Origin of the sequence: Streptococcus sp. CP1998, assembly GCF_041026655.1 — a bacterium.
Classification (GTDB): Bacteria; Bacillota; Bacilli; order Lactobacillales; family Streptococcaceae; genus Streptococcus; species Streptococcus dentalis.
In genome coordinates, this window is record NZ_CP163380.1 from 1,214,680 (window position 1) to 1,241,614 (window position 26,935).

A 26,935-nucleotide genomic window follows, 5' to 3' on the forward strand; every position below is an offset into this window, starting at 1 on the left:
AATTGCGACTAAGAGGGGCCTTTACAAAGCAAAAGAGACCGAGGAAACCTCGCATCTCTCTGTGCATTATTTCGATTTAATGTAGTTAACACCATCTGCTTTTGGCGCAACTGCTTGTCCGAAGAAGGCTGCCAAGACAACCATAGTCAAGACGTACGGCGCAATTTGCAAGTAGATGGATGGGATACCTTTAAGCAAAGGCAATTGATTCCCGATAACTGCCAAACTTTGTGAGGCTCCAAAGAAGAGACTAGCCAGCATGGCCCCGATTGGGTTCCATTTCCCGAAAATCATAGCTGCGAGGGCGATGAACCCAGGACCAACAATAGTAGTCACCGCAAAGTTAACGGAAATAGATTGAGCGTATATGGCTCCTCCAATACCAGCTAGGGCACCTGAGATCATGACTCCTAAGTAGCGCATTTTATAAACATTGATTCCCAATGTATCTGCGTGGGTGTTCCCCAACTGAACGAAGACGCAATCCAAATTTTGTCTTGAACATGATAAACCAAGCAAAGAATGAAAAGAGAATCGCAACCCAGCCGATGATGCTGGCATTGTTGAAGAAAATATCCCCAATGACCGGAATTTTAGATAAGACTGGAATTGACGTTTTCCCGAAGGCAACTTTGATATTATCAGTTTGTCCCTTGTTATACATCGCTTTAACAAGGAAGACTGCCAATGGAGGTGCCATCAAGTTCAATACTGTACCTGAGACGATATGGTCAGCACGGAAATGAATGGTTGCCACCGCGTGAATCAAGGAGAAGAGTACTCCAATCCCTGCAGCAACGATCAAGGACAACCATGGTGTCAAACTTCCTAACTCAGGTTCAAAAGTCAAGTTAAAGATAATACCTGAGAAGGCTCCCATAACCATGATTCCTTCTAGACCAACGTTAACAACCCCAGCGTGTTCTGAGTATGCTCCTCCGATACTTGTGAAGATCAGCCGCATACACAATCATAGAGGAAACAAGAATACTTAAAACCGTTACAATACTCATTAGTTTGCTCCTCCTTTTTTAGCTGAACGCATCGAGATCATCTTTTCAATAATGTAGTGAGCACATACGAAGAAGATAATGGATGCTGTCACAATTTGAACGACTTCTTCAGGGATGGCAGCTGGCTTCATACCAACTCCCCCAATTTGAAGTGCTCCAAACAAGAAGGCAGCAAATGGAATACCAATTGGTGAATTCATCGCAAGAAGGGCAACGGCCATTCCGTTAAATCCAACACTCATTGAGCTGGTTTGAACGTAGACATTTGAGTAAATACCTAGACCTTCTGCTACCCCACCGATACCAGCAAGAGCACCAGAAATGATCATAGAAAGGATAATGGTCCGTTTTGCAGACATCCCAGCATATTCTGCCGCATTGGCATTGAGACCAACGGCACGGATTTCAAAACCAAGTGTTGTTTTCTTCATCAAGAACCAGATGACCACCACTGCGATGATGGCAAAAAAGATCCCGATGTTCATTTGTGATTTGTCTGTCAAATTACGCAACCACTCCGTTTGGTAGACAGCGTTAGCTCCCACATCAATGGTTGAGTCCTTATTTTTCATCAAGGAAGCTGGGAAGCTATGAATCAAGGCATTCCCACCATAGAGAACAATGTAGTTCATCATAATGGTGATGATCACCTCACTGGTTCCAAGATAGGCACGAAGGAAACCTGGAATCGCTCCAATAAATCCACCTGCAATAGCCGCAATCAAAACGGTTATTGGAATCATCAGTAATCGAGGCATATTTGGGAAGGAAAGAGCAAACCAAGTCGCCATGATCCATCCTGCAAAAGCCTGACCAGGAAGTCCAACGTTAAAGAAGCCGGCTCGGCTAGCTACCGAAAATCCAAGAGCAACCAAAATCAGTGGCCCCATAGCACGGGAAATATTACCCCAACTCTTAATCGAACCAAAGGCTTTCTTAAACAGCAATTCATATCCCCAAAGGGCATCATAGCTGAAGGCCCACATAATAATGGCACCCAAGACCAATCCTAAAAGGACAGACACCAATGGAACAGCAATTTGTTTTAAATTCTTATTCATTAGATGCTCCCTCCTCTACTTTTCCTCCTGCCATGAGGATTCCAAGTTCTTGCTTATTCGTCGTTTCAGGGGTTACGATCCCTTGGATCTTCCCATCATGAACAACCGCAATACGGTCAGAAACATTCAAAATCTCATCTAATTCAAAGCTGACAACCAGAACGGCTTTCCCATTATCCCGTTCTTGAATCAAACGTTTGTGGATATATTCAATCGCTCCAACGTCCAAACCACGAGTTGGCTGGCTGACGATCAAGAGATCTGGATCGCGATCGATTTCCCGCGCGATAATGGCTTTTTGCTGGTTTCCTCCAGAGAGAGCCTTAGCTGGTACCACTTCACTAGCTGCACGAACGTCAAACTCATCCATCAACTTCTTGGCATAAGAGGTAATATTTGGATAATTCAAAATACCATTCTTGCTAAGAGGTTCTTTGTAGTAAGTTTGAAGAGCCATGTTTTCAGAGATCATCATATCAAGGACCAAACCATCCCGGTGACGGTCTTCAGGGACGTGCCCTACCTTCATTTCTGTGATTTGACGTGGACGTAGTCCTACAACATCCTTGCCTTTAATCTTAATTGAACCCGATTTTACCTTCCGTAGACCTGTAATGGCTTGGATCAACTCAGATTGACCATTTCCATCAATCCCTGCGATCCCAACGACTTCACCAGCACGAAGTTCTAGCGAAAGATTCTTAACAGCTGGGACTCCCCGGTTTTCGTTTACAACCAAGTTCTCAATCGACAAGACCACTTCTTTCGGTTCAGAAGGACCTTTCTCCGTTTTAAAGGAAACAGAACGACCGACCATCATTTCGGCCAAGTCTTGGTTGGTAGCTCCACCAATCTCGACTGTTTCAATAGATTTCCCGCGACGGATAACCGTTACGCGGTCTGAAACAGCACGGATTTCATCCAACTTGTGCGTAATCAAGATAATGGATTTTCCTTCATTCGCCAAGTTCTTCATGATTGTCATCAATTCTTCGATTTCTGCTGGTGTCAACACTGCAGTTGGTTCATCGAAGATCAGGATGTCGGCTCCACGATAAAGCGTCTTTAAGATTTCCACACGTTGCTGCGCACCAACGGAAATATCCTCAACTTTAGCATTTGGATCTACTGCCAGGCCATATTTTTTAGACAAGTCAAGGATATCTTGGCTGGCTTTTTTAAGGTCCAAAACACCATGTTTAGTGGTTTCAGAACCAAGGATGATATTTTCAACAACAGTGAAGGCTTCAACTAACATAAAGTGTTGGTGCACCATTCCAATTCCTAAAGAAGCTGCTTTTGAAGGTGAGTCTAGGTTAACAGTATTTCCATTTACCACAATGTCTCCGCTTGTTGGTTCCAACAAACCAGCCAGCATATTCATCAGGGTAGATTTCCCTGCACCATTTTCTCCAAGAAGTGCATGGATTTCACCTTTGCGCAACTGAAGATTAATCTTGTCATTTGCTACAAAGTCACCAAATTTTTTGGTAATCTCACGCATTTCGATGACATATTCATGTGTCATGTGGGTGTTTTCCTCTCAAAATTTTTTTATTTCAATAAAATCTGCTAGAGAACTAACAGATTTTATTGAGACAAAAATGTCTCACTTTAAAAGAAACGGCCCTTAAAGGGAGGGCCGCCCAATCAAATATTATTTTTCAGGAACTTTAAGAGATCCATCAAGGATTTTAGCTTTGGCATCTTCGACAGCTTTTTTAGCATCTGCAGAAAGGTTGTCAGTTGTCAAATCAACTCCACCATCTTTCAAGCTATAAGTAATCACTTTACCGCCAGGGAATTTACCGTCAGCAGCTTTCTTAGCCAAGTCTTTTACAGATTCTCCGACTTTCTTCAAGCTTGAAGCCAAGACAAAGTTAGATTTTTTACCATCTTTAGAAGTGTATTCACCCTCAGCTTTTTGGTCACGGTCCACACCAAGAACCCAAACTTTTTCGTCTTCATTTTTCTTCTCGTTCAAGTCTTTTGCTTCAGAGAAGACACCTGCTCCAGTACCACCAGCTACTTGGTAGATAACGTCTGCACCTGCGTATTGTGCAGACAATTGTTTTACCTTTAGCGCGTCACCGAATGAACCAGCGTAGTCTACTTGAACTTTGATAGATGGGTCAACAGATTTAACACCAGCTTCAAATCCAGCGCGGAAACGAGTGATAACTTCACTTTCCATACCACCTACAAAACCAACTTGTTTAGTTTTTGTAGTTTTCGCAGCAGCGATACCAGCAAGGTAACCAGCTTCGTTGTCGGCAAAGACAGCAGATGCTACGTTCTTTTTACCTTCAATACGGTCGTCAATGATAACAAAGTTTGTTCCTTCGTTGTCAGAAGCCGCTTTTTCTACTGCATCACGCAAGGCAAAACCAACACCAAAGATCAATTTGTAGTCGTTAGAAACAGCTTCATCAAGGTTTGTCGCATATTGAGATTCATCTGTTGATTGGAAGTAGTCAAATCCGTTTCCTTTAGAAAGACCGTTTTCTTTCCCCCAAGCTTGCAAACCTTCCCAAGCAGATTGGTTGAATGATTTGTCATCCACACCACCAGTATCGGTAACGATAGCAGCTTTCAAATCAGTTTTTGATTCTGAGTTTGCGCTATCTTTTTTAGACGCACGATTTCCACATCTTGCAAGTCCGATAGCGACGACAGTTACTAGACCAAGGCCTAGCCATTGTTTCTTGTTCATTACTGAACCTCCTAAATTATTGTGCAACATTGTTGCGAAGTATTGAAAGGGTCAAAAGACCGCCTCACAGACCAACTAAGTCAAGTCTGTAAAGGAATATGGAAGTAATTCCTTGACCGTCATCACGACCGTCGATTTATCTTTAGATACCAAAGTTACAGGCAGGTCTGGTTCAAAAAATTCAGCCATGACCTGACGACAAGCACCACACGGAGAGATGGGCTTTTCTGTTTGCCCATAGATAATCAGCTCTTTGAACTCGCGAGCTCCTTCAGAAACAGCTTTAAAAATGGCTGTCCGTTCTCCACAGTTGGTTAATCCAAAACTGGCATTTTCGATATTGACACCTGTATAGATTTCCCCATCCTTCGTTAGCAGTACAGCTCCAATTGGGAAGTGAGAGTAAGGCACATAGGCTTGTTGACTCACTTCAACTGCTAAGTCAATCAACTCAGTAGTCGCCATGAGCCACCTTTCCTTCCATGATGGCTACACCAGAAGAAGTCCCGATACGGGTCGCACCTGCTTCGATAAAAGCAAGAGCATCTTCATAAGAGCGAGCACCACCAGAAGCCTTAACACCCATGTCGGGTCCAACAGTTTGACGCATTAAGGCTACATCTTCTACCGTTGCTCCTCCAGTTGAAAAGCCAGTTGAAGTCTTCACAAAGTCTGCGCCAGCTAACTTAGCAATTTGACAAGCAACGATCTTTTCATCATCGGTTAAGAGACAAGTCTCAATGATGACTTTGACCAGCTTATCACCGCTCGCTTCGACTACAGCTTGGATATCTTCCTCAACTAGTGCTAAATTCTTAGACTTAAGAGCCCCGATATTAATGACCATGTCAATCTCATCGGCACCATTTTGAATCGCATTTTTTGTCTCACACGCTTTGACAAATGGTGTATTTGCTCCTAAAGGAAAACCAATGACGGTACAAACTTTAACGTCTGAATCGCGCAAGCCCTCAGCCGCAAAATTCACCCATGTCGGGTTCACACAGACACTCGCAAAATCATAAGCCTTGGCTTCTTCGATCAGCTTTTCGATCTGTTCTTGTTGTGCATCTGGTTTTAAAAGAGTGTGATCGATATATTTATTTAACTTCATACAATCTCCTAAGCTGCTTAAGATATTATTTCAATAATTTCTTTAACGCTTTCAGCCCTTTCTAGTATTTTAACATTTTTTTTGAATTCTGTAACGCTTTCTTGTGAATTTTTTTCATTCATGAAAATGCGGGCAATGCGTTCCCCTTTTTTGACGTGCTCTCCCACTTTTTTGTCAAACACAATCCCTGTTTCATAATCGAGGGGATCCGATTTGACAGCACGACCAGCACCCAGGCGCATAGCAAACAAACCAAACTCCATGGCAGGTAAAGCAGCAATAACGCCATCTTGGTCCGCTGTTACTTCAAGGACCTGATCCACTTTGACGGGACGATGCAAATCTTCTAAGTCTCCACCTTGAGCCACAACCATTTCTTCAAACTTCGCTAAAGCCTGACCATTGTTCAAGTGTTCATGGATGGCTTCAATTGATTGATCTACATTGGCCAATTTCAACATGATTTGCGCTAATTCACAAATAAACTCTGTGACATCAGCGCGCCCCTGTCCTTTCAGAATATCCAGGGCTTCTAAAATTTCTAAACGATTACCAATGCTGGTTCCCAAAGGTTGGCTCATATCTGTAATGACAGCGATGGTTTTCCGACCCACTGCATTTCCAAGATCCACCATGGTACGTGCTAAGCGACGAGCATCCTCAATATTCTTCATGAAGGCACCCTCGCCTACCGTCACGTCCAAAAGAATGGCATCAGCACCTGCAGCAATTTTCTTACTCATGACGGAGCTAGCAATCAAAGGAATGGTATCCACTGTCGCCGTTACATCACGCAGAGCATACAAAAGTTTGTCTGCCTTCACAAGTTGGTCAGATTGCCCAATAACCGATAAGCCAATCTCCTGAACCTGCTGGATAAATTCCTCTTGGGTCCGTTCAATTTGGAAACCTTTAATGGATTCCAACTTATCGATGGTTCCACCCGTGTGGCCTAAGCCACGACCGCTCATTTTAGCAACCGGCACTCCAAAACTTGCAACCAGAGGCACCAAGACCAAGGTCACCTTGTCTCCCACACCACCAGTCGAATGTTTGTCTACCTTGATTCCTGGAATAGCTGACAGATCAAACTGTTGCCCCGTTTGGACCATCTTCATGGTCATATGGGAGATTTCTTCCGTCGTCATCCCTTTAAAATAAACAGCCATAGCAAAAGCGGACATTTGGTAATCTGGAACCGTTCCAGCCACATAGCCCTCAATCAGCCATTCAATTTCTTCCTTGTTTAAGGCAAGACCATCTCTTTTTTTCTGAATGATATCTACTGCTCTCATGATTCTTTCTCACTTCTTAAAATATAATAGCCCTTGTCTTTTTTTACTGTCTCACAATTGCCAAAGGTCTCTTCCATCTTGGCCTTAGCACTTGGAGCCCCTTGTTTTTTCTGAATGACAATGGTCAAGTCTCCACCTGGTTTCAAATGTTCAAAACTACCAGTGATCACTTGGTGAACCACTTTCTTACCAGCTCGGATCGGCGGATTACTGATCACATGGTCAAAGACCCCTTCTACTGCTTCATAGACATCCGAAGAAAAGATCTGAGCTTCCACGCCATTTCGGCTGGCATTTTTCTTAGCCAAGTCCAGCGCCCGCTCATTAACATCCACCATAGTCACTGCAACTCCTTGCGCTTTAGCGAGAGAGAGGCCAATTGGACCATAGCCACAGCCAACATCAAGGACACTTTCTCCTTCTTGAAAATCCAGGGTTGATAAGAGCACCTGGCTTCCATAGTCAATCATTTTTTTACTAAAGACGCCGGCGTCCGTATAAAAATTCATCTTTTGCCCCAATAAAACTACAGCCAGATCATGAATATCATGGGCTGCATCTGGGTTTACATCAAAATACATTTTACTCATAAGGTTATTTTATCATAATTCACTCCTTTTTTAAATCGTTTACATGACCTCTAAAAATTGGTATACTAAAGACTACAATAGGAGTGACATATGGACAAAGAATTTCTACATTTTGAAAAAATTAATCGGGAAACTTGGCAAAATTTGCACCGCAAAACCACCCCACCTCTCTCTCAAACAGAGCTCAATTCTATTAAAAGTTTTAACGACCGCATCAACCTCCAGGATGTACGTGACGTCTACCTGCCTTTGACAAACCTGATAGGCATCTACAAGCGTTCCAAAGAAGATTTGGCCTTCTCAAAAGGTATTTTCCTTCAAAAAACGAGTGAACGCCAACCCTTTATCATTGGGGTTTCAGGGAGTGTTGCGGTTGGAAAATCCACCACTAGCCGTTTACTTCAAATCCTGCTGTCACGAACCTTTGAAGGCTCGACGGTGGAGTTGGTAACAACGGATGGCTTCCTCTATCCAAATGCTATCTTAAAAGAACAAGAGATCCTCAATCGAAAAGGATTTCCGGAAAGCTATGATATGGAATTGCTCCTTGATTTTCTCAATCAAATTAAAAACAACAAGAGCGTAGAAATCCCTGTCTATTCCCACGAAATATACGATATTGTCCCAGATGAGAAGCAAACCATTTTACCGGCTGATTTTGTCATTGTAGAAGGGATCAATGTCTTTCAAAATCCACAAAATGACAGTCTTTATATGACCGATTTCTTTGATTTTTCAATCTATGTGGATGCCGCAGTCAATGATATCGAATCTTGGTATATCGATCGCTTCCAAAAACTCCTTGCATTAGCTCAGAATGATCCCAATAACTACTACTATCAATTTACAGAGCAACCCCTAGAAGAAGTTTTAAGCATGGCCCACCAGGTATGGGAATCCATAAATTTAGTCAACTTGCAATATTACATCCAACCAACCAGAAACCGAGCTGATCTGATTCTCCATAAAGCAACCAATCATGAAATCGATGAAATTTATCTCAAACGCTAGAGAAAATGGCCTGTTAACGGTACTTTTTTAAGGAAAAGCTATTTTAGGCTTGTCAAATCTTAACTTTTCATATATAATGAGATAGTTAGATTATCAATGGAGGTGAATAACTTGGCAAACATTAAATCAGCTATCAAACGCGCTGAATTGAACGTTAAACAAAACGAAAAAAACTCAGCTCAAAAATCAGCTATGCGTACTGCAATCAAATCTTTTGAAGCAAACCCATCTGAAGAACTTTACCGCGCTGCTAGCTCAGCTATCGATAAAGCAGAAACTAAAGGTTTGATCCACAAGAACAAAGCTAGCCGTGATAAAGCACGTCTTGCAGCGAAACTTGGTTAATCAAGAACAGCATAAAAATCAAGCTCTCCGGAGCTTTTTTTGTGCCTAAATTTTTGAGAGGTGCTTATGAAAATTGTTATTATCGGCTATTCTGGATCTGGAAAATCTACCTTGGCTGAAAACTTAGCTCGTTACTACTCCATTCCCAAGCTACATATGGACACCCTTCAATTTCAACCGGGTTGGATAGACAGTGAACGGGATTGGATGGAGAAAGAGATGAAACAGTTTCTTAGACATCATAGAGACTGGGTCATTGATGGCAATTACTCTTGGTGCTGCTATGAGGAGAGAATGGAGCAAGCCGACCAGATTATCTTTCTCAACTTCTCTCGTTGGAACTGCCTCTTTAGAGCCTGGAAACGATACTGCCGTTATAAGGGACGCGTCCGTGAGAGTATGGCGACAGGTCGCCCTGAACGCTTTGACTGGGAATTCATCCGTTGGATCCTTTGGGATGGACGAACAAAAAGTGCCAGAGAAAGGTATCAAAGCATCCACTCCACCTACCCTGGGAAATTTCTCTCTCTCAAGAATCAAAAAGAGCTAGATGCGTTTCTAAAAAACATACAATAAAAAGGTTGGGATATCAATCCCAACCTTTTTTATTTATCAACGTAATCGCCACCGGTGAAGCCATAGTATTCTTCCAGACTCAAGCCTGAGTCCGCGATATCTTGTGCTTCTTTTCCGATATAGCGGAGATGCCAGCTTTCTGGCATGTAGCCTGTCACTTTTTCTTTTCCTTCTTGGTAACGAACCACAAAGCCATATTTAGCGGCATTCTTGAGCAACCACTTACTTGGTCCAGGTTCTGTCACCAGATTACCACTGGTATCGATCAAATCAAAGGTCAAACCTGTCTGGTGTTCACTATAACCCGGTCTTGCGGAATAACGATCTGCTGCTTCCTGACCATCTTGATTGACATAGTTTTGATAGAGGCCAACTTGGGTGTCGTAGCTACGAAAACCACTGTATTGATCACTAATTGGATAACCCTCTGCCTGCATGGCTGCGATCAATTCATGAAGGGCTGAAACAGCTTCAGGATCTTCACCTGGGTTAAAGTCAGGCGACAAGGGATAATGTTTGTTGGCGATCATGACCTCACCATATTTCCCTTTTACACTATAGTAAGAACCATTATAGCTGACACCAGAGTCCACTTTCACATCTGACTTGCCAGCTTTTGACGACTCTTCTTTGCCAGTTTCTTTTGACGTATCCTTTGTAGAAGACGTTTCTTTGGAAAACTTGGTTTGCGTTTGTTTAGTTTCTTCTTTTGCAGAAGATTTAGAACTAGTGGATTGAGATTGGGAGCAAGCTGTCAGGGTTAACAAGGCAACTGTCACCAAAGTTAATTTGGAAAATCTTGCTTTCATGGGGAATCTCCTATGATTCTTTTGTTACGACAATATCCGTAATCACATAACTTGCACCTACTTTTTTCAAGGTGTAGGTCTTGTACTTGCGGTTTTGTGAATCTGGATGGCTATCTGTATAATGCACGGTAAAGTCTTCATAAGTCTTGATCGTCACCACACCATTTTCTTCCGTGACACTTTGAATGTCCAAAGCTCCTGGAGTATAGTAGTCAATTTTAGCCTTTCGAACCCCATCACCAGTTGTGAACTCAACCATGTCCTTGTAGGCTTGACTTTGTGTGTCATAGTATTTAGAGTAGGTGTTGTTTCGATTTGAAACTGAGCTAAAGACAGCGTCGCGGTACTCTTTCAAGAACTCTTCTGCCAAGGTCCGATTTTGTTCTTCTTTGGCTGCTTGCGCTTTCTTAGCATCTTGTGCACTCTTGATGCGTTTTAGGGTATCTTTGGCTAGTTTAAGTTCGATCGGATCGTTCTCACCCTCTTCAATCGTCACCTTAGCCTTTTCAGTTGTATAGGTTTCCCCATTCATGTTGAAGACGGCATGTACTTCAATTTCTTGATAAGGGATGCTATCTACCTCAAAGGTCGTGCTCGTTCCGACTTCTTTGCCGTTGACCACAACCTTCACATCTGTTGGGTTTTCAACTTCATCTGGAAACTCAACTTCTAAATTGCGTTTTTCAGAATTCAACTGCAATTCTAAATTATTCTTGGTTGCTTTTTTAGGATTGAGATGGATCTTAGAAGTAACATTTCCGACCTCTGTTTTAGCAGTTAATTCCATTTCTTTTGTATTGTAATGGAAAGAACCAAGATCTGTCACTGCATCTTTTTTCAAGGTTACCGTTTTATTGGCAGCCACTTTGAGTTTGGCTTGGTCCAAATTGGTCTTGACCTTCACTTGTACTGGATAGCTGGCCACACGGTATTCTTGGAAGATTCCAAATTTCTTGTCCGCTTTTTCCAAACCAAAGATCTTGTTTCCAGATTTATCCGTATAGCTGCCTTCTCCACCATTATCAATGATCTTGTTCAACTCTGTGCCGATATCGACCCCTTGATCTTCCATGCTGGTAATAAAGCTTTCGGCTTCATCCTTTGTCCATTTATCGTTATCGGTTGAAAGTAGATCTGCTGCTTCGCGATAATCCTTGGTGTCCACTGCCTTAATAAATTTATCTGCAGTCACTTCGACACGCGTTGTTGACTGGAAGTAAAAGAAGGCTGCTACCATAGCGATCACAAGGACTGCAATAGCAGAAATAATCCCAATTTTCTTCTTGGAAAGTTTCTTTCCACCCTTCGTTTTAGGAGCCTTTTGTTTTTTCTGAGCTGGACCTGCTTCTGTAACATTTGGACCAGCAAAGACCTGCGTTTGCTCAGCAGCAAGTGGAGCCGTATACGCTTGAGTCGGCTGTTGAGGCACATATTCCTGTGTTACTTCTGTTGCATCTGGGTTCGCAAATTCTGCTTCAGGAACAGGTCCTACAAAAAACTCAAAGTTTTGACTTTTAGCCGCGGTAAATTCTTCTGCACTTGGCTTGCGCCCATAGGTTTCTTCAAAATGTTGCAACCAAGCCTGACGAGCTGCTAGAAGTGGATCAACATTCTTCACTTCTTCAACTGGTTCAAGCACTGGTTCCTCAACAGGAGCGACTTCCTCTGCTGGGGCATTCCCTGCGATAGACTGAATTTGTTTCAAATCAAATCCACAAGCTTTCCCAGCCATAAACTCTTCTGGTGACGGTTTGCGACCGATCACTTTTTCAAATAATTCAACCCATTTCTTTTGCATGGATCTCTTCTCCCTCATTATAAAATAGGGAAAGTGGGTCCCCCCACCTTCCGTTTTGTGATATTGTTAGAATCCAAAGTTAGAGAAATTTGGAGCACTTGGAATAAATCCTACGGCTACTTGTTCTAAAATACGAGCATTCACATAAATGACAAAGATGGCAATGAGAAGCAAGACAACAAATGATGCTACTAGAAGTAAGAATTTATCTGCTTTAAAGCTTGTCTTGTTCAAACCTTGATGAACAACATAGCATGTTCCAACAAAGAACAAGAAGAAAATAAAGAAATTTACAAAGCCATAAAATTCATAAACTTTTACAAGACCTACTAAGAAAGCAAGAAGGGCAAGTGGCAAAGTGTAGACAGACAAACGTCCAAATTCTTCAAATGAACGACTATAACTGTATTCCTTATCTTGAAGAAGTACACGGCGAACAAAGAATCCTGCTACTTGGAAGGCGTAAACGCTAAAGAATAGGGAAATCAATGTCAACATAAAGGCACGGAAATCCATTCCATAACCACCTGTAGCTCCACTAGCTGTGAAGAAAGTTGATAGGGTCAAGACAAAGGCAGTTAAGACATACTGTAAAATTCCGTTAAGAGCTTTTGGATTTTCTACAGCAGTTGGACGTTTCAAAGCTGAAAGGAACCAATTCCAGTAACCACCAACGGCTACACCAAATTGACTTGGTTGGCCAGGATAAGGTTGTCCTGGTTGACCTTGGTAAGGAGCTTGTTGATAAGCTGCTTGAGTAGGTTGTTGGTAAGCTTGTTGTGGAGCTTGTTGGAAAACAGGTCCATTCGTTGGGAGCTTGAGGGGCAGGCTCTTGAACTGGAGCGCGACTGGCTCTTCAAAAGGTGCAGTTGGGGCTGCAACAAACTCTGGGGCTTGTGGAGCTGCAACTGGTTCTTCAGTAGGGGCAGTTGGCGCTGCGACAAACTCTGGGGCTTGTGGAGCAGCAACTGGTTCTTCCACAGGTGCAGTTGGCGCTGCGACAAATTCTGGAGCTTGTGGAGTTTCTGGAACCACTACTTCTTCTTGAAATTCTCCTGCAGCCAGTGCTTGAGCAATTTCTTCTGCACTAGCAGAACGACCATTTACGGCTTCGAAATAATCCAGCCAATCTTGTTTTGACATAATGAATCTCCTTAACTATTGTTCATACTAGGATATTATACAAAATTTCTTAACCATTTTCAATGAAAGACTGGAAAATCCCTGTAATATCTTTTGAAAAACATACAAATTCTACTCATTTTTAGAAATTAGTAAAGAAAAAACCTCTTTTCAGAGGTCATTTTTTAGGATTCAAATGCATCCATGCCACCTTGGACGTTGGTCACATCATAGCCTTGCTCTTCCAAAAATTGGCAAGCGCGTGCTGAACGTCGACCTGACTTGCAGATGACATAATAGGGATGATCCTTCTCTAATTCCTGGTAGCGATCTGCTAACTCAGATAAGGGAAGAAGACGAACCCCATCTAAGTGAAGGGCATCATATTCCTCCTGCTCGCGTACATCAAGAACGTGTAAGTCTCCTTTTTGATAAGCTTGGTAAAAGCTTGAAAATGGAATTTCTTTCATGATTTCTCCTATAAGTTATGTTATGGAAGGGTTAGAATTTCATAGCTAAAGCCAATTGACTCTAAAAATCGGAACAAGTCTTGGGTTTTAATAAAGATCGTTTTTTCGTTGGTATTGGGATGGAAGGTCATGATCTCCTCTGACACAATGTCTTTATCGAAATATACTCGAATATCTTTTTCTTCATTGTTCAATAAACCAAATGGAGAAACCGTTCCTGGCGATAATTGCATTTTTTTAGCTAAAGAATCTGCTGAGGCCATGCGGATCCGGTTGGCTTCCACTTGCTCTTTGAAATCATCCATATCCAATGGCTTCTGGTCATCCATGATGAGCAGATAGTATTGGGTTTTCTTCTTGTTGGTCAAAAACATGGTCTTGGTCCGGACACCTTCTAAGCCTTCAATATAAGAATCCGCCTGCTCCGTCGTAAAGGCAGGTGGGTGTTCCACCACGTCAAATGAAATGCCTAACTCATCTAATTTTTCTTTAACTTGTTGATAAGGATCCATCGTCGCTCTCCTTTATTTTTGAATGATCTCTTGTACTAAGGTTTGCAATTCCGGCACCACCTTTGCCTCAAACCAAGGATTTTTAGCCATCCAGATTTGATTGCGAGGGGAAGGGTGAACGAGTGGAAAATAGGTTGGCAAATAATCTTTAAAATGGTGGACCCGTTCGGTTACTTTGCCACTAACCTTCTCATGAAGGTAGTATGCTTGGGCGTATTGTCCAATCAGGAGGGTCAACTCAATATCCGGACACTCTTTGAGAAGTTGAGGGTGCCACTTTTCCGCAAAGCCTTTGCGAGGTGGAAGGTCACCAGATTTTCCATGCCCTGGGAAATAAAAATCCATGGGAATGACCGCAAACAAACCAGAATTATAAAAGGTGTCTTCGTCAACTCCTAACCATTCGCGCAAGCGATCACCACTCTTATCCTTCCAGTAAATGCCTGCTTCTTGTGTTTTCAGTCCAGGTGCCTGTCCGATGATATTGATGCGAGCTGTCTTTGGAGCTGCAAAGAGTGGCTCGATTCCTTTATCCGTATATTCTTTATTTTGAGGATCTGCCATAATGACTTGTTTAATGGTTTCAATCCTTGACATAAGTCCTCCTTCTATGGAAAAACTCAGCCAGAAAAAACTGGCCGAGTAGTGGATTATTTGATTAGTTCATAGATAGCTTCTGCGTAAATAGCAGCTGCACGATAGAGATCTTCGACATCTGCGAACTCATTAGCTTGGTGCATGGTATTGACATAGTCTGGGAACATAGCACCAAAGGCAACCCCACGTTTCAAGAGACGACCAAAGGTACCACCACCGATCACTTGTTCGTGTCCTTTGAGGCCAGTTTGTTTTTCGTAAACACGCAAGAGAGTGGATACCAATTCGTCATCCATCGGAACATAGTGAGGTGTGTGACCATGAGCGGACAAGCTTACTGTAGCCACTCCTTCAATCTTTTCAAGGGTGGATTTGATGGTTTCAGGATCTGTACCTTGGGGGTAACGGATATTGAGGGCAATAGTGTTGTCTGCTTGGCTATCATCAAAATGGAAGACACCTGCATTCATGCTCAATGGTCCCATTTTGGCATCCGTATAGGCAATACCTAATTTTTCACCAGCAAAATCTTCGTGAAGAAGTGAAGCTGTCACATGAAGGTAAGCCTTAGCAGCACCACCAAAATCAAATTGGTTCAACAAGAGAGCCAAGTAGGTCGCACCATTGATCCCATCTTCAGGAGTTGATCCATGAGCAGATTTCCCAACAATCGTAACGGTATAGGTTTCTTCATCAACAGCTGAGATTTCATACTGAAGCTGGTGTTCCTTAGCAAAGGTATCTAAGAGGCCAGCAAGATCTGGAAGTTGTCCAGAAACGACTGCAGTCGCTGACTCTGGTACCATGTTTTCACGAAGGCCACCTGTAAAGCTATGAAGATGGGCACTTCCAGTGTTGTCATTTCCAAAATGAAGGTACTCAGTGATGTTTCCTTTTTCCCCATTGATGATTGGGAATTCCGCATCTGGTGAGAAACCAAAATCTGGCTCGGGAAGTCCGACGTGTTTGAAATAGTAATCCATATCGCCCCAGCCAGATTCTTCATCAGTACCGACCACGAAGCGCACGCGCTTAGATACAGGTAATCCCAGATCCTTGATAATCTTCAAGCCGTAGTAACAAGCTACTGTAGGCCCCTTGTCATCTGATGAACCACGCGCATAGAGCTTGCCATCGATAATCTCAGGTTTGTAAGGGTCTGTATTCCAGCCACTACCTGCAGGCACGACGTCCATATGGGCAAAGATCCCAAGCTCTTCTTCTCCTTCACCAAAAGTAAAGTGACCGGCATAATTGTCGACATTCTTGGTTTCATAGCCATCACGTTTGGCAATTTCCAAGAATTTTTCAAGAGCTTTTACAGGACCAGGTCCAAAAGGATGCTCTGCATCTGCCTTGCTGTCATCGCGTTCAGAATTGATTTCCAAGAGGCTGTATAGGTCAGCCATCATCTCATCGCGACGTTTTTCTACTTCTGCTTTAAAGTCAACTGTTGTCATGAATTCCTCCTCAATCTTCTATTTGCTAATTGGCTTAGCGTTTGTCAATGATTTCGTCCACTGGTAAGCGATAGCTTGGCTCTACTTTTTCAGCCGCGTAGCCAACCGTAATCAAGACTTCTGGACGGAAACGCTCTTCGATGTCCAATACTTCATTGATTTTTGATTTATCAAATCCCAAGATAATATTGGTTCCAATGCCTTGGTCCGTCAAAGCAAGTACCAAGTTCATGGCCACAAGACCAGCATTCAAAGCCAAGTAATCACTTGTTTGTTGGGCATCATAGCGTGCAAATTCAGCAGGAAGATTTTGCATAAAGTATTGCAACTGCTCGTCTGTGAAGTTTTTCACCCCACCGACACGTGCAATCTTGCGAGCCCGTTTTTGCAAATCAGTATCTGTAAAGAGGGCGATGGTCACAGGTGCTTCCATGACTTGATCGTAGTTTGCACCATAGGCTAATTTTGCCAATTCCGCATTTTTTTGACGAACGACCACAAATTTCCAAGGCTGGCTATTGTGGGCGCTAGGGGCCAAGGTTGCAATCTCAATGGCAGTCCGTACATCCTTTGGATCGACCGGTTGGTCAGTGAAATGCTTGATCGTATGGCGTTTTTTATTGAGCTCTAGAAATTTCATAAGCTTCTTCCTTTTCTATTTCTGTTACCTCTATTTTAACACAAAATGAAAGAGCTTGCAGGGTTTTACAGCCTAAGATTGTGAAAAAAGAAGCGGACATTTTGAAAATCCGCTTCTTTTTTATAGGTTGAATACACAAGAGACCCATCTATGATTCATTGGAAAGATTGAAATAGGCAGCTACTTCTTTGGCATAACCGTATTTCTCAATTAAGCTAGTTAGAAGCTCGATGTTATGGCCCCGATAGTTATCCTCGCGTCTCAATTCTTCGTACATCTCAATAAAGGAAAGGCCCTTGTCCTTAGCATCTTGGAGCTCTGCTTCATAGTCATAGGCCACCTTACGAAATTGCAGGTTGGTCACCCCATCTTCTTCGACATCGATCAGAGCATACTGAGCTCTATGGTTTTGAATTGGTTCCCAGTCGAAATAAGGCATGCCAATAGTCCCCGGATTGAGGATCTGTTGGCCCTGACTGCCATAGCGAAGTATCTGTTTGTGGACATGACCATAGATCGCCAGATCCGTCTGATCATCCAGCAATTGGTCAAAGTTCTCCGTCGCATTTGCTGGACGCAAATCTCCACCATAATTCTTTTCTGGCAAATTGTGGGTCAGTGAAAAGCGAATACCGTTGACCTCCTTCTTCTCTACCAATGGAAGGGAGCGAAGCCAATCGATCCGCTTAGGATCTAGTCCTTCCATAAGATACTGAGTAAGACGTAGAAGTTGGATCTCCTGCGGATCCTCAAGACCGTACTCGCCATCCAAAGCCTCTAGGACACAATCGTCCCAATTTCCACGAACAGCCACTGTAATAGGTATCGCATCCAGCAATTCAAAAAGGTCCTCTCTTCCAGGCCCCGGTAGCAAAATATCCCCTAAAAGCCAGTATTCCGTCGCGCCTAGAGCACGCGCATCCGCAATCACTGCCTTGAGGGCTGTCGTATCTCCGTGGATATCAGATAAAATAGCGATTCGATGGTTCATTATAAACTCCTTATGATTGGTATGGTTCAGAAGCCTCCGCCACTTCCATCAAGGGACTTGCTTCTTCCTGCTTTCCTTGTTGGAGCTTGGCTTGCACCGCCTCCGCGACTGCTCGCGGGATGCCGACTGTGACAATCTCATCTACAGTAGCTTCTTTGATCTTGGTCAGCGACTTGAAGTGCTTCATCAGCAACTGCTTGCGTTTTGGTCCCAAACCTTCGATGCCGTCCAGCTGGGAGGAGAAGGAATTCTTGGATCGGAGCTGGCGGTGGAAGGTGATGGCGAAACGGTGGACTTCATCCTGGATCCGTTGGAGGAGGAAAAATTCCTGCGAGGTTCGAGAGAGTTCGATGACTTTAAGGGGATCACCGAAGAGCAATTCATGGGTCTGGTGCTTGTCATTCTTTTGCAGACCTGCAATGGGAATATCTAACCCCAACTCTTCTTGGATCACCTGTTTAGCGATATTGACCTGGCCCTGACCCCCATCGATAACGATCAGATCTGGTGGCGTCAAGCCATCTCTCATGACGCGGCTGTAGCGTCTGCGGATGACCTCCCGCATGCTGGCATAGTCATCTGGTCCGACGACGGTCTTGATCTTGTACTTGCGATAGTCCTTTTTACTTGGCTTCCCATTGACAAAGACCACCATGGCTGAGACTGGACTGGTCCCCATAATGTTGGAGTTGTCAAAGGACTCAATGCGCACAGGAGTTGGGATTTGCAGGAGTTTTCCAAGGTTTTCAATAGCACCTTGGGTCTTCTCCATCGATTTTTCAAGGAGATTGAACTTCTGCTCCAGACTGACACGCGCATTTTTAATAGCCAGATTGACCAACTGCTTCTTCTCCCCACGCTGGGGCTTGAGAACCTTGGTATCCACTAGAACCTTGACCGCTTCCTCATCGATGTCTTGAGGGATCAGGATTTCATTGGGGATCAGGTGAGATTTCTCCTGGTAAAACTGCCCCACATAGGTCAAAAAATCCTCGTCTGGATCATTGTAGTAAGGAAAGAGATTGACGTCACGCTCGATCAGCTTGCCCTGACGAACAAAGAAGACCTGCACACACATCCAGCCCTTGTCCACGTAGTAGCCAAAGACATCTCTATTCTGCAAATCCTTGGCCATGACCCGCTGTTTGGTCCGTAGGGTCCCGATGGCCTGGATTAGATCGCGGTACTCGGCCGCCCGTTCGAATTCCATGTTTTGCGCAGCGGTATTCATCTTGAGCTTGAGCTCATCGATAATCTTGTCATCCTGCCCCTTGAGGAAATCAGAAACCTCCTGGGCCATGCCCTTGAAATAGGCCTCGTCCTTGTGGCAGACCGTGTGGGCCATGCATTGCCCTAAATGGTAGTAAAAGCAGACCTTGGAAGGCAGATTGGTACACTTGCGGAATGGGAAAATCCGATCCAAAAGCCTCTTGATCTCATTGGCCGCTCCCACATCTGGATAGGGACCAAAATAGAGACCACCATCCTTTTTCACCTGGCGCGTGATGATGAGGCGCGGATAGCGCTCATTGGTAATCTTGATGAAGGGATAGGACTTATCGTCCTTGAGCATGATATTGTACTTGGGCTTGTTCTCCTTGATGAGGTTGATCTCAAGAAGCAAGGCCTCAATATTGGACTCGGTGACGATAAACTCAAAATCCACAATCTCAGATACTAGTGCTTCTGTCTTAGTATCGTGGCTTCCTCTGAAATAGGACCGCACCCGATTGCGAAGATTCTTGGCCTTCCCCACATAGATGATGGTACCGTTCTTGTCTTTGTGAATGTAACAGCCCGGACTCGTCGGCAAGAGCTCGAGCTTGGATTTAATCAAGTTATTCATACTCTCTATTATAGCAAAAAAGAGAGGGGGTAGCCTCTCTCTAGTATGTTTGTATTATTGTTATCCACCTTCACCAAGTAAAAAATAATTATTAAATGGTATATCAGACACTCATCCTCAATCTTTTATCTTCATTTGTCCTTTTTAATAGCAAAAAAGAGGGATCTAAAAAAATCCCCCCTTTGATAATACTTATACTTTGAGATTAACCATCTGGAAGACCGGAATCACATAAGGAACAATAGACATCAGGATAGTAAATAGTACGAAGAACCAGAACCAGAAGGACGCGAGGGCACGCTGGAAAACTCCCGGTTGAGGTTTATTAGCTTGAATATAAGCCTTGATAGCTGGCCATTTAGTCGCAAGAACCACTATCATCACAATGGAACCAATAACTAAAACACCAATTTGTAGCCAATTCGCTAGTCCCTCGTCCACATGATAAGTAACATAATGCAAGCCTTGGGAAATGACAAAGTTATTGAAAATGTGATAGAAAATCGCCCACCAGATATTGTATTCAAAGGCAATGTAGCCAAAACCTAGACCAATGATACTTGCGAAAAAGAGCTGATCAAAATTGGCATGAAAGAGTCCAAACAAGATAGCCGTCATGACAATGGCAAAGATCTTGCCATACCGTTCCAAGCCTCGCAAACCGGCCCCACGGAAGAAGAATTCTTCTGTGATTGGACCAAAAAAGCCAGCATACAAGAGCATGGTCCATGATCGCTCAATCGTATCACCTAGATCGGGTGTTGGAGAATGAAGGCCAATGGTCTCAAACATGCGCTCAATCACTTGTGTCATCACAGATGAAAAGACTTGAGAAAAGCCTAAAAATGCTAGAAGAATAAAGAAGACTGAAAGAGTCATCTTACGTCCCTTGTGCTTAAGATCATATTTATAAAGGGCCTTCTTGCGATAGGCATTAAAGAGAAAGAGGCCAATGAATATGGAAATGAAGTAAGGGATGCCCGACCAAACATTCAAGGAGTTTAGTTTTTCCGTTACTTGACTTGGATCTTTTCTAAGAGATCCTGAAATAATCATACCAAGGAGGACTTCCCACAGGACGCTCACCAAGGTCATCACCAAGAGATAAATGGCAAGTGTCCCGGAATACCTTCCTATATCTTTTTTAGGGTCTAATAATCGGTTGTATTGGTTCATTTTTTCCTCCTAGAAAATAGATAAAAACTCGCACACATTCCTTCGTATAAGACAAAGAAAATCAAAAAGGCATGCATAAAGTAGTCTTCTGGTAATGCAAGAATAATCGAATCCACGTGCGGATCAAAGAGCCAAGTATTATCCCCAGCAAATAAGACCTGATGAAAGAGCGTAAAGAATTGATCAAAGCCAATCATAACAGCCACCACTGCAATCACCACTGGTAAAACCATCATCCAAAAGAAGAGACTACGGTACAAGGCCAGGTAGCCTTTTTTGACAACTGTCCGCATAAACTGGATAAAACCAGGGAGAGTGACCACGAAAACAACTGTCACTAAGTGAAATAGGTACTTGACAGCCTCAAAATGGTGCAGTCCATTTTTTGAAGAGGGGAATTGGGGCATCTTCAACACCCATTGAAAAGGATTGGTCAAGTAGTTCATCAAGACATTAAAATTCTTCATGATGACAGATGCCGAAAAACCAGTACGACTTTGAATCCCCAACCAATGAATCTCCATGGGATAGAGGACCCAAGCTAGAGCAATGGTGAGAAGGATTGCAGCTGACAAGATAAAGAAAAATTGGTTGATTGATTTCAGACTTTTAAGCATCAAAATCCCACTCCGCTAGACTGGCAACAACATGTGTCGGTGCGATTGGTAAGGCCGGCACTTCTTCTGGTTTAGTAAAACCTGTCGTCACCAAAAGGGTTGGAATCCCATTATCAATACCTGCACGAATATCTGTTAAATAATTGTCCCCGACCATGACCACTTCTTCTCTTGCAAGCCCCAGGTGTTCAATGGCCTTGTCCATAATGATGGCCTTTGGTTTGCCAATGATCACAGGCTTGACCCGTGTCGCTGCTTCAACAAGGGCAATCAGAGATCCTGCTCCTGGCAGCAAGCCACGCTCTGTTGGAATGTTGAGGTCAGGATTGGTCCCGATAAAGTGCGCTCCCTTTTGAATCGCCAAGGTCGCAATAGCAAACTTCTCATAATCCACTTGCCAATCCAGTCCAATCACCACATAATCAGGTGCTTCTTCATCCATGATATAGCCAGCTTCTTCAATAGCATCTTTGAGCCCCGCTTCGCCGATCACATAAGCCTTCTTGCCCAGATTTTGATCCTTCATATAATCAATGGTCGCAAGGGTAGCTGTATAGATGGTCGACACAGGGGTTTCAATATTGAAGTGAGTCGCCAGCATATCCCGAACAGTCTCTGGTGTGCGGGTTGTGTTATTGGTGACAAAGAGATAGGGAATCTCACGCGCCTGCAATTCATGGACAAAAGCTTCTCCTGCTGGAATTCGTAATTTTCCTTTGTAAATGGTGCCATCCAAATCAATTAAATAGCCCTTGTAGTGCATTTATTCTTCCCTTTCTGTATCAGCTTTTTCATGCAACTTCTCTGCATCGACTCGTCCACCAGACCCATACAAAAGCAAGGCTCCACCATAGAGGACAAATTGTAAAATCAACCCTGTAAAATTGATCCCTTGATTGCCTGATTGGGTAAACAAGAAGGAAGCCACCATGAGGATCACAATGGTCAATAACAAGCCTATTACGGTTGCCTGATCCACACTGATTTGATAAACCGTGCGCTTGGTGCTCCGGTTCCGGCCGTCTGACTTGGTTTCTGGTTGCAAATTTTCTACAAAATCCGTTACCAAGGTCGCAGCGAGGCTAACAGTTGTGCTAAAGAGCACGCCTTGAGACAAACGATGATAGAAATTAGACCAGAAGGAGCCTGATTGGCTGGTAATGCCGACCGAAAAGATCACGACAGGTAAGAGAAAGGCCAGGGTGAAATGGATCCAGACCCGATACCAACGTACATCTTCTTTCAAGAAACGGCTAAAACTCTCTAAATTCAAACGGTAACGGAAAAATTTGTAAATTTCTTCCACCAGGATGATGCCCAAAGCACAAAGAGTCAAGAGCCAATCTCCTAACATGTACAAAGGGTTCTTTTGACGCTTTGCATAAGCCACAACCCGTTTTTGGTAGCCTGCTAGCTCTTGTTTTTTATTTTTTAATCTTCTACTTTCCATAAGTCCAACCCTTTTCTTCTACTTCTTCCCACTCAATTTCAGCTTGGGCATTGATATGACCATCTGAGCTAATTTGGTGCTGGGTTTTCAAGCCCTCTTGTTCATATTGAGAGGTGATGATACCTCCTGCCAGCACTTCTTTGACATATTTTAGATGAACTTTCTTAGGGACATGTTGGGTCAAGAAGTCCGCTCCCATCACCTCAAAAACCCAGTCCAAGTACTTGCTATTGTTGACATGTCCGTTCATATCCAAGTCGTAAAAACGAACCCGGTATTCTTGTTCCACGCCCCCTTCCAATTCTTTGAAACGGGGACCACGGAGCATGGTTTTTGAAAACTCTGAATTAAAGGCATCCGTGATTTCGCTCATAACAGGATGGACCTTGCGTGTATCACGATCCATCAAGACAAAGGTCGCCATCATCTCAATGATGGTATTTCCCGCTTCGTCCTTGATGTTAAAGGCCCGGTAGCAAAACAGGCGATTGTGACTCATGGCATAGGTTTCGATAGTGATCTTCTCATCAAAAACTGGGAGACGATCGATCTTCATATTGTAATCCGTGATAATCCAGACTAGATTGTAATTCTCTAAAATGTACATATCACTCATGCCCAGCTCAATCGATTGCATGCCTGATACCTGCAAAGACAGCAAGATCAATTGGGGAATTTTTATAAATCCATTGACATCGCTCATATCAAAAGGAATTTTCATGCTGTATTCAAATGTTTTTGCCATCTTCTACTCCAAAATAAACTTCTCTGCTACAGTGTCTCCTAAAAAGAGACCTTTCTTGGTCATGCGAACAATATCCTTGTCAGGCACCAAGAGTCCCTGCTGGGTCAATTCCTCAACCACTAGTCCATATTGTTGGTCAAAATTCACACCAAATTTTTCTTCAAAACGCTTCTTAGAAACGCCTGTTTTCTTACGCAGTCCCAGAAACATCTCTTCTTCCATCATTTCTGTCTGACTCAGATGTTCTTCTTGGACACGCGCATTTCCCTCTTCGACAGCCTGCATATAGTGACGGATAGGCCCATGATTCTTGTAGCGAATCCCATTGACGTAGCCGGATGCACCAGCTCCCAGACCATAATACTCCGCATTATCCCAATACATGAGGTTGTGGCGACTTTCAAAACCAGGCTTGGAGAAATTGGAAATTTCGTAATGCTCAAAGCCCGCACGCTCCAACTCCTGAATGATGTATTCAAACATCTCCGCTTCTAACTCCTCTTTTGGTAGAGGAAGCTTGCCCCGTCTCATGCGATTCATAAAGACGGTGTGATTCTCCAGAATCAAGCTATAGAGGCTCATATGAGGAATGTCGAGAGCAAGAGCCTTCGCGACATTTTCCTGGACCTGCTCCATAGTTTGCGTCGGAAGGGCATAGATGAGGTCGATCGAAATATTGTCAAAACCAGCCAGCTTTAGACGATCGATATTGTCATAGATATCCTGCTCTTGATGGCTCCGACCAATCTTTTTGAGCAAGCGATTATCAAAGGTCTGTACCCCCAATGAAACCCGATTAACCGGTGAATCCTTTAAGACAGCGATCTTATCCGGATCCAAATCACCAGGATTAGCCTCGATGGTCAACTCCTCCATCTGAGAAAGATCAAGTGACTTGGTCAGCTCCTTGAGTAAATATTCTAGCTGATCCGCATTTAAGGCTGTCGGTGTCCCACCCCCAATATAGAGAGTCCGTAAATTTGTGATTTCTTCCCGACGAAATTCTTGGATCAAATGATCCAAATAAGCATCGACCGGTTGGTTCTTAATAAAGACCTTCGAAAAATCACAATAAAAACAAATCTGGGTACAAAATGGGATGTGGACATAAGCGGACGTTGGTTTTGTATGCATACCTTTAATTATACCATAAATTCCCCCCTAAGTCCGAGAAGAAAAGGGTGGAGGAAGCAAGGTTTTCCTTGACAAGAAGGAATGAAAGGAATAGAATAAAGCTAATTACATTCGGAGGTAAGGAGATATGAACAACTAAGTTTCGTTAAATAAGATACTTTATTTAGTGGACTGCTTGTTCTATCTCTTTTTGTGTGCCCTCTCGCCTCTTCTCCAACTTTTTGTTGGCTTAATAAGGTCTTTTTCTGTTTGGGTTCCACTTGAATACAGCTCTACTAAATAGGTAGAGCTGTTTTTTTGTCCCAGTAGAAAGGAATCTTATGCTAAGACTATCCCACCTCACCATCCGCCACACAAAAGATTTACGAGATCTGGTTCGCGATCTGTCCCTAACTATTCATGAAGGGGAAAAAGTTGCCATTATTGGCGAAGAAGGAAATGGAAAGTCTTCTTTGCTTCATGTCCTCATGTCCCCAAAATCCCTACCAGATTATCTGACAATAGAAGGCGAAATCACCACTTCCTTTCACTCCTATGCCTATATTCCCCAGTCTTTGCCGGAAGCCTTGAAGGGAAAAACATTGGAAGAATATTTTTTTGGAAAAGACGAGCTAGACTATGCCACCCTCTACAGACTGGCTGATCAATTGCAGTTTGATAGCGACCGCTTTGCGAGCGACCAAGCTATTGGAAGTCTATCTGGAGGAGAAGCCCTCAAAGTCCAACTGCTTCACGAACTTTGTCGTCCTCATGAATTACTATTTTTAGATGAACCTTCAAATGATTTGGATTTGGAAACCCTAGACTGGCTCCAGCAGATGATCCAAACGAGCCCCCAAACCATTTTATTTATTTCCCATCATGAGGATTTTTTGACTCAGACGGCGGATACGATCATCCATCTAAGACAGATCAAACACCGCAAGGAGGCTAAAACCATTGTAGAGCACCTAGGCTATCAAGACTACAGTAGCCAGAGGGAGCAACAATTCAAGCAGCAGTCCCAGCAAGCTGCCAACGATCAACGAACCTACCGAAAAACAATGGAGAAGCATCGTCGCGTCCGTCAGCAAGTTGAAACATCCTTACGAAACACTAAGGATAGCACTGCTGGACGTCTCCTGGCAAAGAAAATGAAGTCCCTCCTCTCACAAGAAAAGCGCTACGAGCGAGAATTCCAATCCATGACTCCCCAACCCTATGATGAGGAAGTCATCAATCTGCATTTTCCTCCCCTTACTCCCTTGTCTCCTCAAAAACGAGTCCTTCTATTAGATCAGGAAGAACTCGCAATTGGTGACCTAGTCCTGGTCAAGAACCTCTCCCTTACTATTCTAGGACAGGATAAAATAGGGATTATCGGTTCCAACGGTGTGGGGAAATCCACTTTTCTAAAAATGATATGGAAAAGTCTACAGAAGAATGAAAGTATCCGCACTGCCTATATGCCTCAAGATTACACTGAAGGCCTCCCTCTGACTCAGACACCAGTTCAATTCTTACAGCATTCAGGCGATCGCGAAGAAATCAACACCATTCAATTGCATTTAGCCTCCCTCAACTTTACCTATTCTGAAATGCACCATCCGATCTATGAACTTTCTGGTGGCCAGCAAGGAAAACTCTATCTCCTTCAACTAGTGCTCATAAGTCCCCAGTTTCTGCTCTTGGACGAGCCTACTCGCAATTTTTCCCCCACTTCCCAACCAGAAATTCGACGCCTATTCGCAGACTACCCAGGTGGACTAGTCACGGTCTCCCACGACCGGACCTTCCTCAAAGAAGTCTGCCAAAAAATCTATCGTCTGACGGAAAATGATTTGGTAGAAATAGAGTCGCTCTAACGTAAA

General features: G+C 43.4%; 27 protein-coding genes and 1 pseudogene. 4 read left to right on the top strand and 24 right to left on the bottom strand.

Going from position 1 to position 26,935, the window contains the following annotated elements; genetic code table 11:
- Window positions 1-66: 66 nt before the first annotated feature.
- The 8 genes and pseudogenes from AB4X21_RS06245 to AB4X21_RS06280 all read right to left on the bottom strand — a co-directional run bounded on the left by AB4X21_RS06245 (window position 67) and on the right by AB4X21_RS06280 (window position 7,786).
- Window positions 67-1,013 (bottom strand): annotated as a pseudogene (locus AB4X21_RS06245) (ABC transporter permease).
- Window positions 1,013-2,074, bottom strand: coding sequence for an ABC transporter permease (locus tag AB4X21_RS06250; protein WP_369087667.1), 1,062 nt, complete (start codon window positions 2,072-2,074; stop codon window positions 1,013-1,015). The pseudogene AB4X21_RS06245 and the gene AB4X21_RS06250 overlap by 1 nt, the downstream one beginning before the upstream one ends.
- Complete coding sequence (locus tag AB4X21_RS06255) at window positions 2,067-3,602, bottom strand: ABC transporter ATP-binding protein (protein WP_369087668.1); 1,536 nt, start codon at window positions 3,600-3,602, stop codon at window positions 2,067-2,069. The genes AB4X21_RS06250 and AB4X21_RS06255 overlap by 8 nt, the downstream gene beginning before the upstream one ends.
- Before the next feature lie 129 nt (window positions 3,603-3,731).
- Window positions 3,732-4,787: a BMP family protein gene (locus AB4X21_RS06260; protein WP_369087669.1), complete on the bottom strand. Its 1,056-nt coding sequence runs from the start codon at window positions 4,785-4,787 to the stop codon at window positions 3,732-3,734.
- Between the two features lie 75 nt (window positions 4,788-4,862).
- Complete coding sequence (locus AB4X21_RS06265) at window positions 4,863-5,252, bottom strand: cytidine deaminase (protein ID WP_155172025.1); 390 nt, start codon at window positions 5,250-5,252, stop codon at window positions 4,863-4,865.
- Entirely contained in the window at window positions 5,239-5,901 is a 663-nt protein-coding gene (gene deoC, locus AB4X21_RS06270) for a deoxyribose-phosphate aldolase (RefSeq protein WP_003001619.1), read from the bottom strand. The genes AB4X21_RS06265 and deoC overlap by 14 nt, the downstream gene beginning before the upstream one ends.
- A 17-nt stretch (window positions 5,902-5,918) precedes the next feature.
- On the bottom strand, window positions 5,919-7,196 hold the full coding sequence (locus AB4X21_RS06275) for a pyrimidine-nucleoside phosphorylase (protein ID WP_155172027.1): 1,278 nt from the start codon (window positions 7,194-7,196) through the stop codon (window positions 5,919-5,921).
- Window positions 7,193-7,786: a class I SAM-dependent methyltransferase gene (locus AB4X21_RS06280; protein ID WP_037615364.1), complete on the bottom strand. Its 594-nt coding sequence runs from the start codon at window positions 7,784-7,786 to the stop codon at window positions 7,193-7,195. Before AB4X21_RS06280 ends, AB4X21_RS06275 begins: the two co-directional genes overlap by 4 nt.
- A gap of 90 nt (window positions 7,787-7,876) precedes the next feature.
- Here AB4X21_RS06280 and coaA point away from each other — a divergent pair, with 90 nt between their 5' ends.
- From coaA to AB4X21_RS06295, 3 genes are all read left to right on the top strand, one after another.
- Entirely contained in the window at window positions 7,877-8,797 is a 921-nt protein-coding gene (gene coaA / locus AB4X21_RS06285; protein WP_003001846.1) for a type I pantothenate kinase, read from the top strand.
- A gap of 96 nt (window positions 8,798-8,893) precedes the next feature.
- Window positions 8,894-9,142, top strand: coding sequence for a 30S ribosomal protein S20 (rpsT, locus tag AB4X21_RS06290; protein WP_128861136.1), 249 nt, complete (start codon window positions 8,894-8,896; stop codon window positions 9,140-9,142).
- A 66-nt stretch (window positions 9,143-9,208) separates the two neighbouring features.
- Window positions 9,209-9,718, top strand: coding sequence for a DNA topology modulation protein (locus AB4X21_RS06295; RefSeq protein WP_369087670.1), 510 nt, complete (start codon window positions 9,209-9,211; stop codon window positions 9,716-9,718).
- Between the two features lie 29 nt (window positions 9,719-9,747).
- Here AB4X21_RS06295 and ldcB read toward each other — a convergent pair whose 3' ends face one another.
- The 16 genes from ldcB to hemW form a co-directional block, all read right to left on the bottom strand.
- Window positions 9,748-10,527 (bottom strand): LD-carboxypeptidase LdcB/DacB, encoded by a 780-nt coding sequence (ldcB, locus tag AB4X21_RS06300; protein WP_155126016.1) that lies wholly within the window; start codon window positions 10,525-10,527, stop codon window positions 9,748-9,750.
- Between the two features lie 10 nt (window positions 10,528-10,537).
- Window positions 10,538-12,325 carry a hypothetical protein gene (locus AB4X21_RS06305; protein ID WP_320910641.1) on the bottom strand — a complete coding sequence of 596 codons (1,788 nt, stop codon included), beginning with the start codon at window positions 12,323-12,325 and terminating at the stop codon, window positions 10,538-10,540.
- A 66-nt stretch (window positions 12,326-12,391) separates the two neighbouring features.
- Window positions 12,392-13,468, bottom strand: a complete 1,077-nt coding sequence (locus AB4X21_RS06310) for a DUF6574 domain-containing protein (protein WP_369087671.1) — start codon at window positions 13,466-13,468, stop codon at window positions 12,392-12,394.
- 164 nt (window positions 13,469-13,632) lie between these two features.
- The gene (locus AB4X21_RS06315) at window positions 13,633-13,917 is read right to left on the bottom strand and encodes a rhodanese-like domain-containing protein (protein ID WP_070449063.1); all 285 of its coding nucleotides are present in this window, start codon (window positions 13,915-13,917) and stop codon (window positions 13,633-13,635) included.
- A gap of 20 nt (window positions 13,918-13,937) precedes the next feature.
- Window positions 13,938-14,429 (bottom strand): prolyl-tRNA synthetase associated domain-containing protein, encoded by a 492-nt coding sequence (locus AB4X21_RS06320; RefSeq protein ID WP_320910639.1) that lies wholly within the window; start codon window positions 14,427-14,429, stop codon window positions 13,938-13,940.
- A gap of 12 nt (window positions 14,430-14,441) precedes the next feature.
- Window positions 14,442-15,026: a uracil-DNA glycosylase family protein gene (locus tag AB4X21_RS06325; protein ID WP_320910638.1), complete on the bottom strand. Its 585-nt coding sequence runs from the start codon at window positions 15,024-15,026 to the stop codon at window positions 14,442-14,444.
- 53 nt (window positions 15,027-15,079) lie between these two features.
- Window positions 15,080-16,486 (bottom strand): dipeptidase PepV, encoded by a 1,407-nt coding sequence (gene pepV, locus AB4X21_RS06330; RefSeq protein WP_320910637.1) that lies wholly within the window; start codon window positions 16,484-16,486, stop codon window positions 15,080-15,082.
- Between the two features lie 34 nt (window positions 16,487-16,520).
- Window positions 16,521-17,126: a nitroreductase family protein gene (locus tag AB4X21_RS06335; protein ID WP_031573669.1), complete on the bottom strand. Its 606-nt coding sequence runs from the start codon at window positions 17,124-17,126 to the stop codon at window positions 16,521-16,523.
- Between the two features lie 148 nt (window positions 17,127-17,274).
- A complete protein-coding gene (locus AB4X21_RS06340) occupies window positions 17,275-18,117 on the bottom strand; it encodes a metallophosphoesterase (RefSeq protein WP_369087672.1) in 843 nt (280 codons plus the stop codon).
- A 10-nt stretch (window positions 18,118-18,127) separates the two neighbouring features.
- Window positions 18,128-19,963 carry an excinuclease ABC subunit UvrC gene (gene uvrC, locus AB4X21_RS06345; protein ID WP_369087673.1) on the bottom strand — a complete coding sequence of 612 codons (1,836 nt, stop codon included), beginning with the start codon at window positions 19,961-19,963 and terminating at the stop codon, window positions 18,128-18,130.
- A 192-nt stretch (window positions 19,964-20,155) separates the two neighbouring features.
- Window positions 20,156-21,139, bottom strand: coding sequence for a lysostaphin resistance A-like protein (locus AB4X21_RS06350; RefSeq protein ID WP_369087674.1), 984 nt, complete (start codon window positions 21,137-21,139; stop codon window positions 20,156-20,158).
- On the bottom strand, window positions 21,136-21,756 hold the full coding sequence (locus AB4X21_RS06355) for a TIGR01906 family membrane protein (RefSeq protein ID WP_369087675.1): 621 nt from the start codon (window positions 21,754-21,756) through the stop codon (window positions 21,136-21,138). The genes AB4X21_RS06350 and AB4X21_RS06355 overlap by 4 nt, the downstream gene beginning before the upstream one ends.
- The gene (locus tag AB4X21_RS06360; RefSeq protein WP_369087676.1) at window positions 21,749-22,519 is read right to left on the bottom strand and encodes a TIGR01457 family HAD-type hydrolase; all 771 of its coding nucleotides are present in this window, start codon (window positions 22,517-22,519) and stop codon (window positions 21,749-21,751) included. Before AB4X21_RS06360 ends, AB4X21_RS06355 begins: the two co-directional genes overlap by 8 nt.
- Window positions 22,520-23,206: a hypothetical protein gene (locus AB4X21_RS06365; protein WP_369087677.1), complete on the bottom strand. Its 687-nt coding sequence runs from the start codon at window positions 23,204-23,206 to the stop codon at window positions 22,520-22,522.
- On the bottom strand, window positions 23,196-23,951 hold the full coding sequence (locus tag AB4X21_RS06370; protein ID WP_369087678.1) for an acyl-ACP thioesterase domain-containing protein: 756 nt from the start codon (window positions 23,949-23,951) through the stop codon (window positions 23,196-23,198). Before AB4X21_RS06370 ends, AB4X21_RS06365 begins: the two co-directional genes overlap by 11 nt.
- Before the next feature lie 3 nt (window positions 23,952-23,954).
- Window positions 23,955-25,085 (bottom strand): radical SAM family heme chaperone HemW, encoded by a 1,131-nt coding sequence (hemW, locus tag AB4X21_RS06375; protein WP_369087679.1) that lies wholly within the window; start codon window positions 25,083-25,085, stop codon window positions 23,955-23,957.
- Between the two features lie 320 nt (window positions 25,086-25,405).
- Here hemW and AB4X21_RS06380 point away from each other — a divergent pair, with 320 nt between their 5' ends.
- The gene (locus AB4X21_RS06380) at window positions 25,406-26,929 is read left to right on the top strand and encodes an ATP-binding cassette domain-containing protein (protein ID WP_369087680.1); all 1,524 of its coding nucleotides are present in this window, start codon (window positions 25,406-25,408) and stop codon (window positions 26,927-26,929) included.
- Window positions 26,930-26,935: the final 6 nt, after the last annotated feature.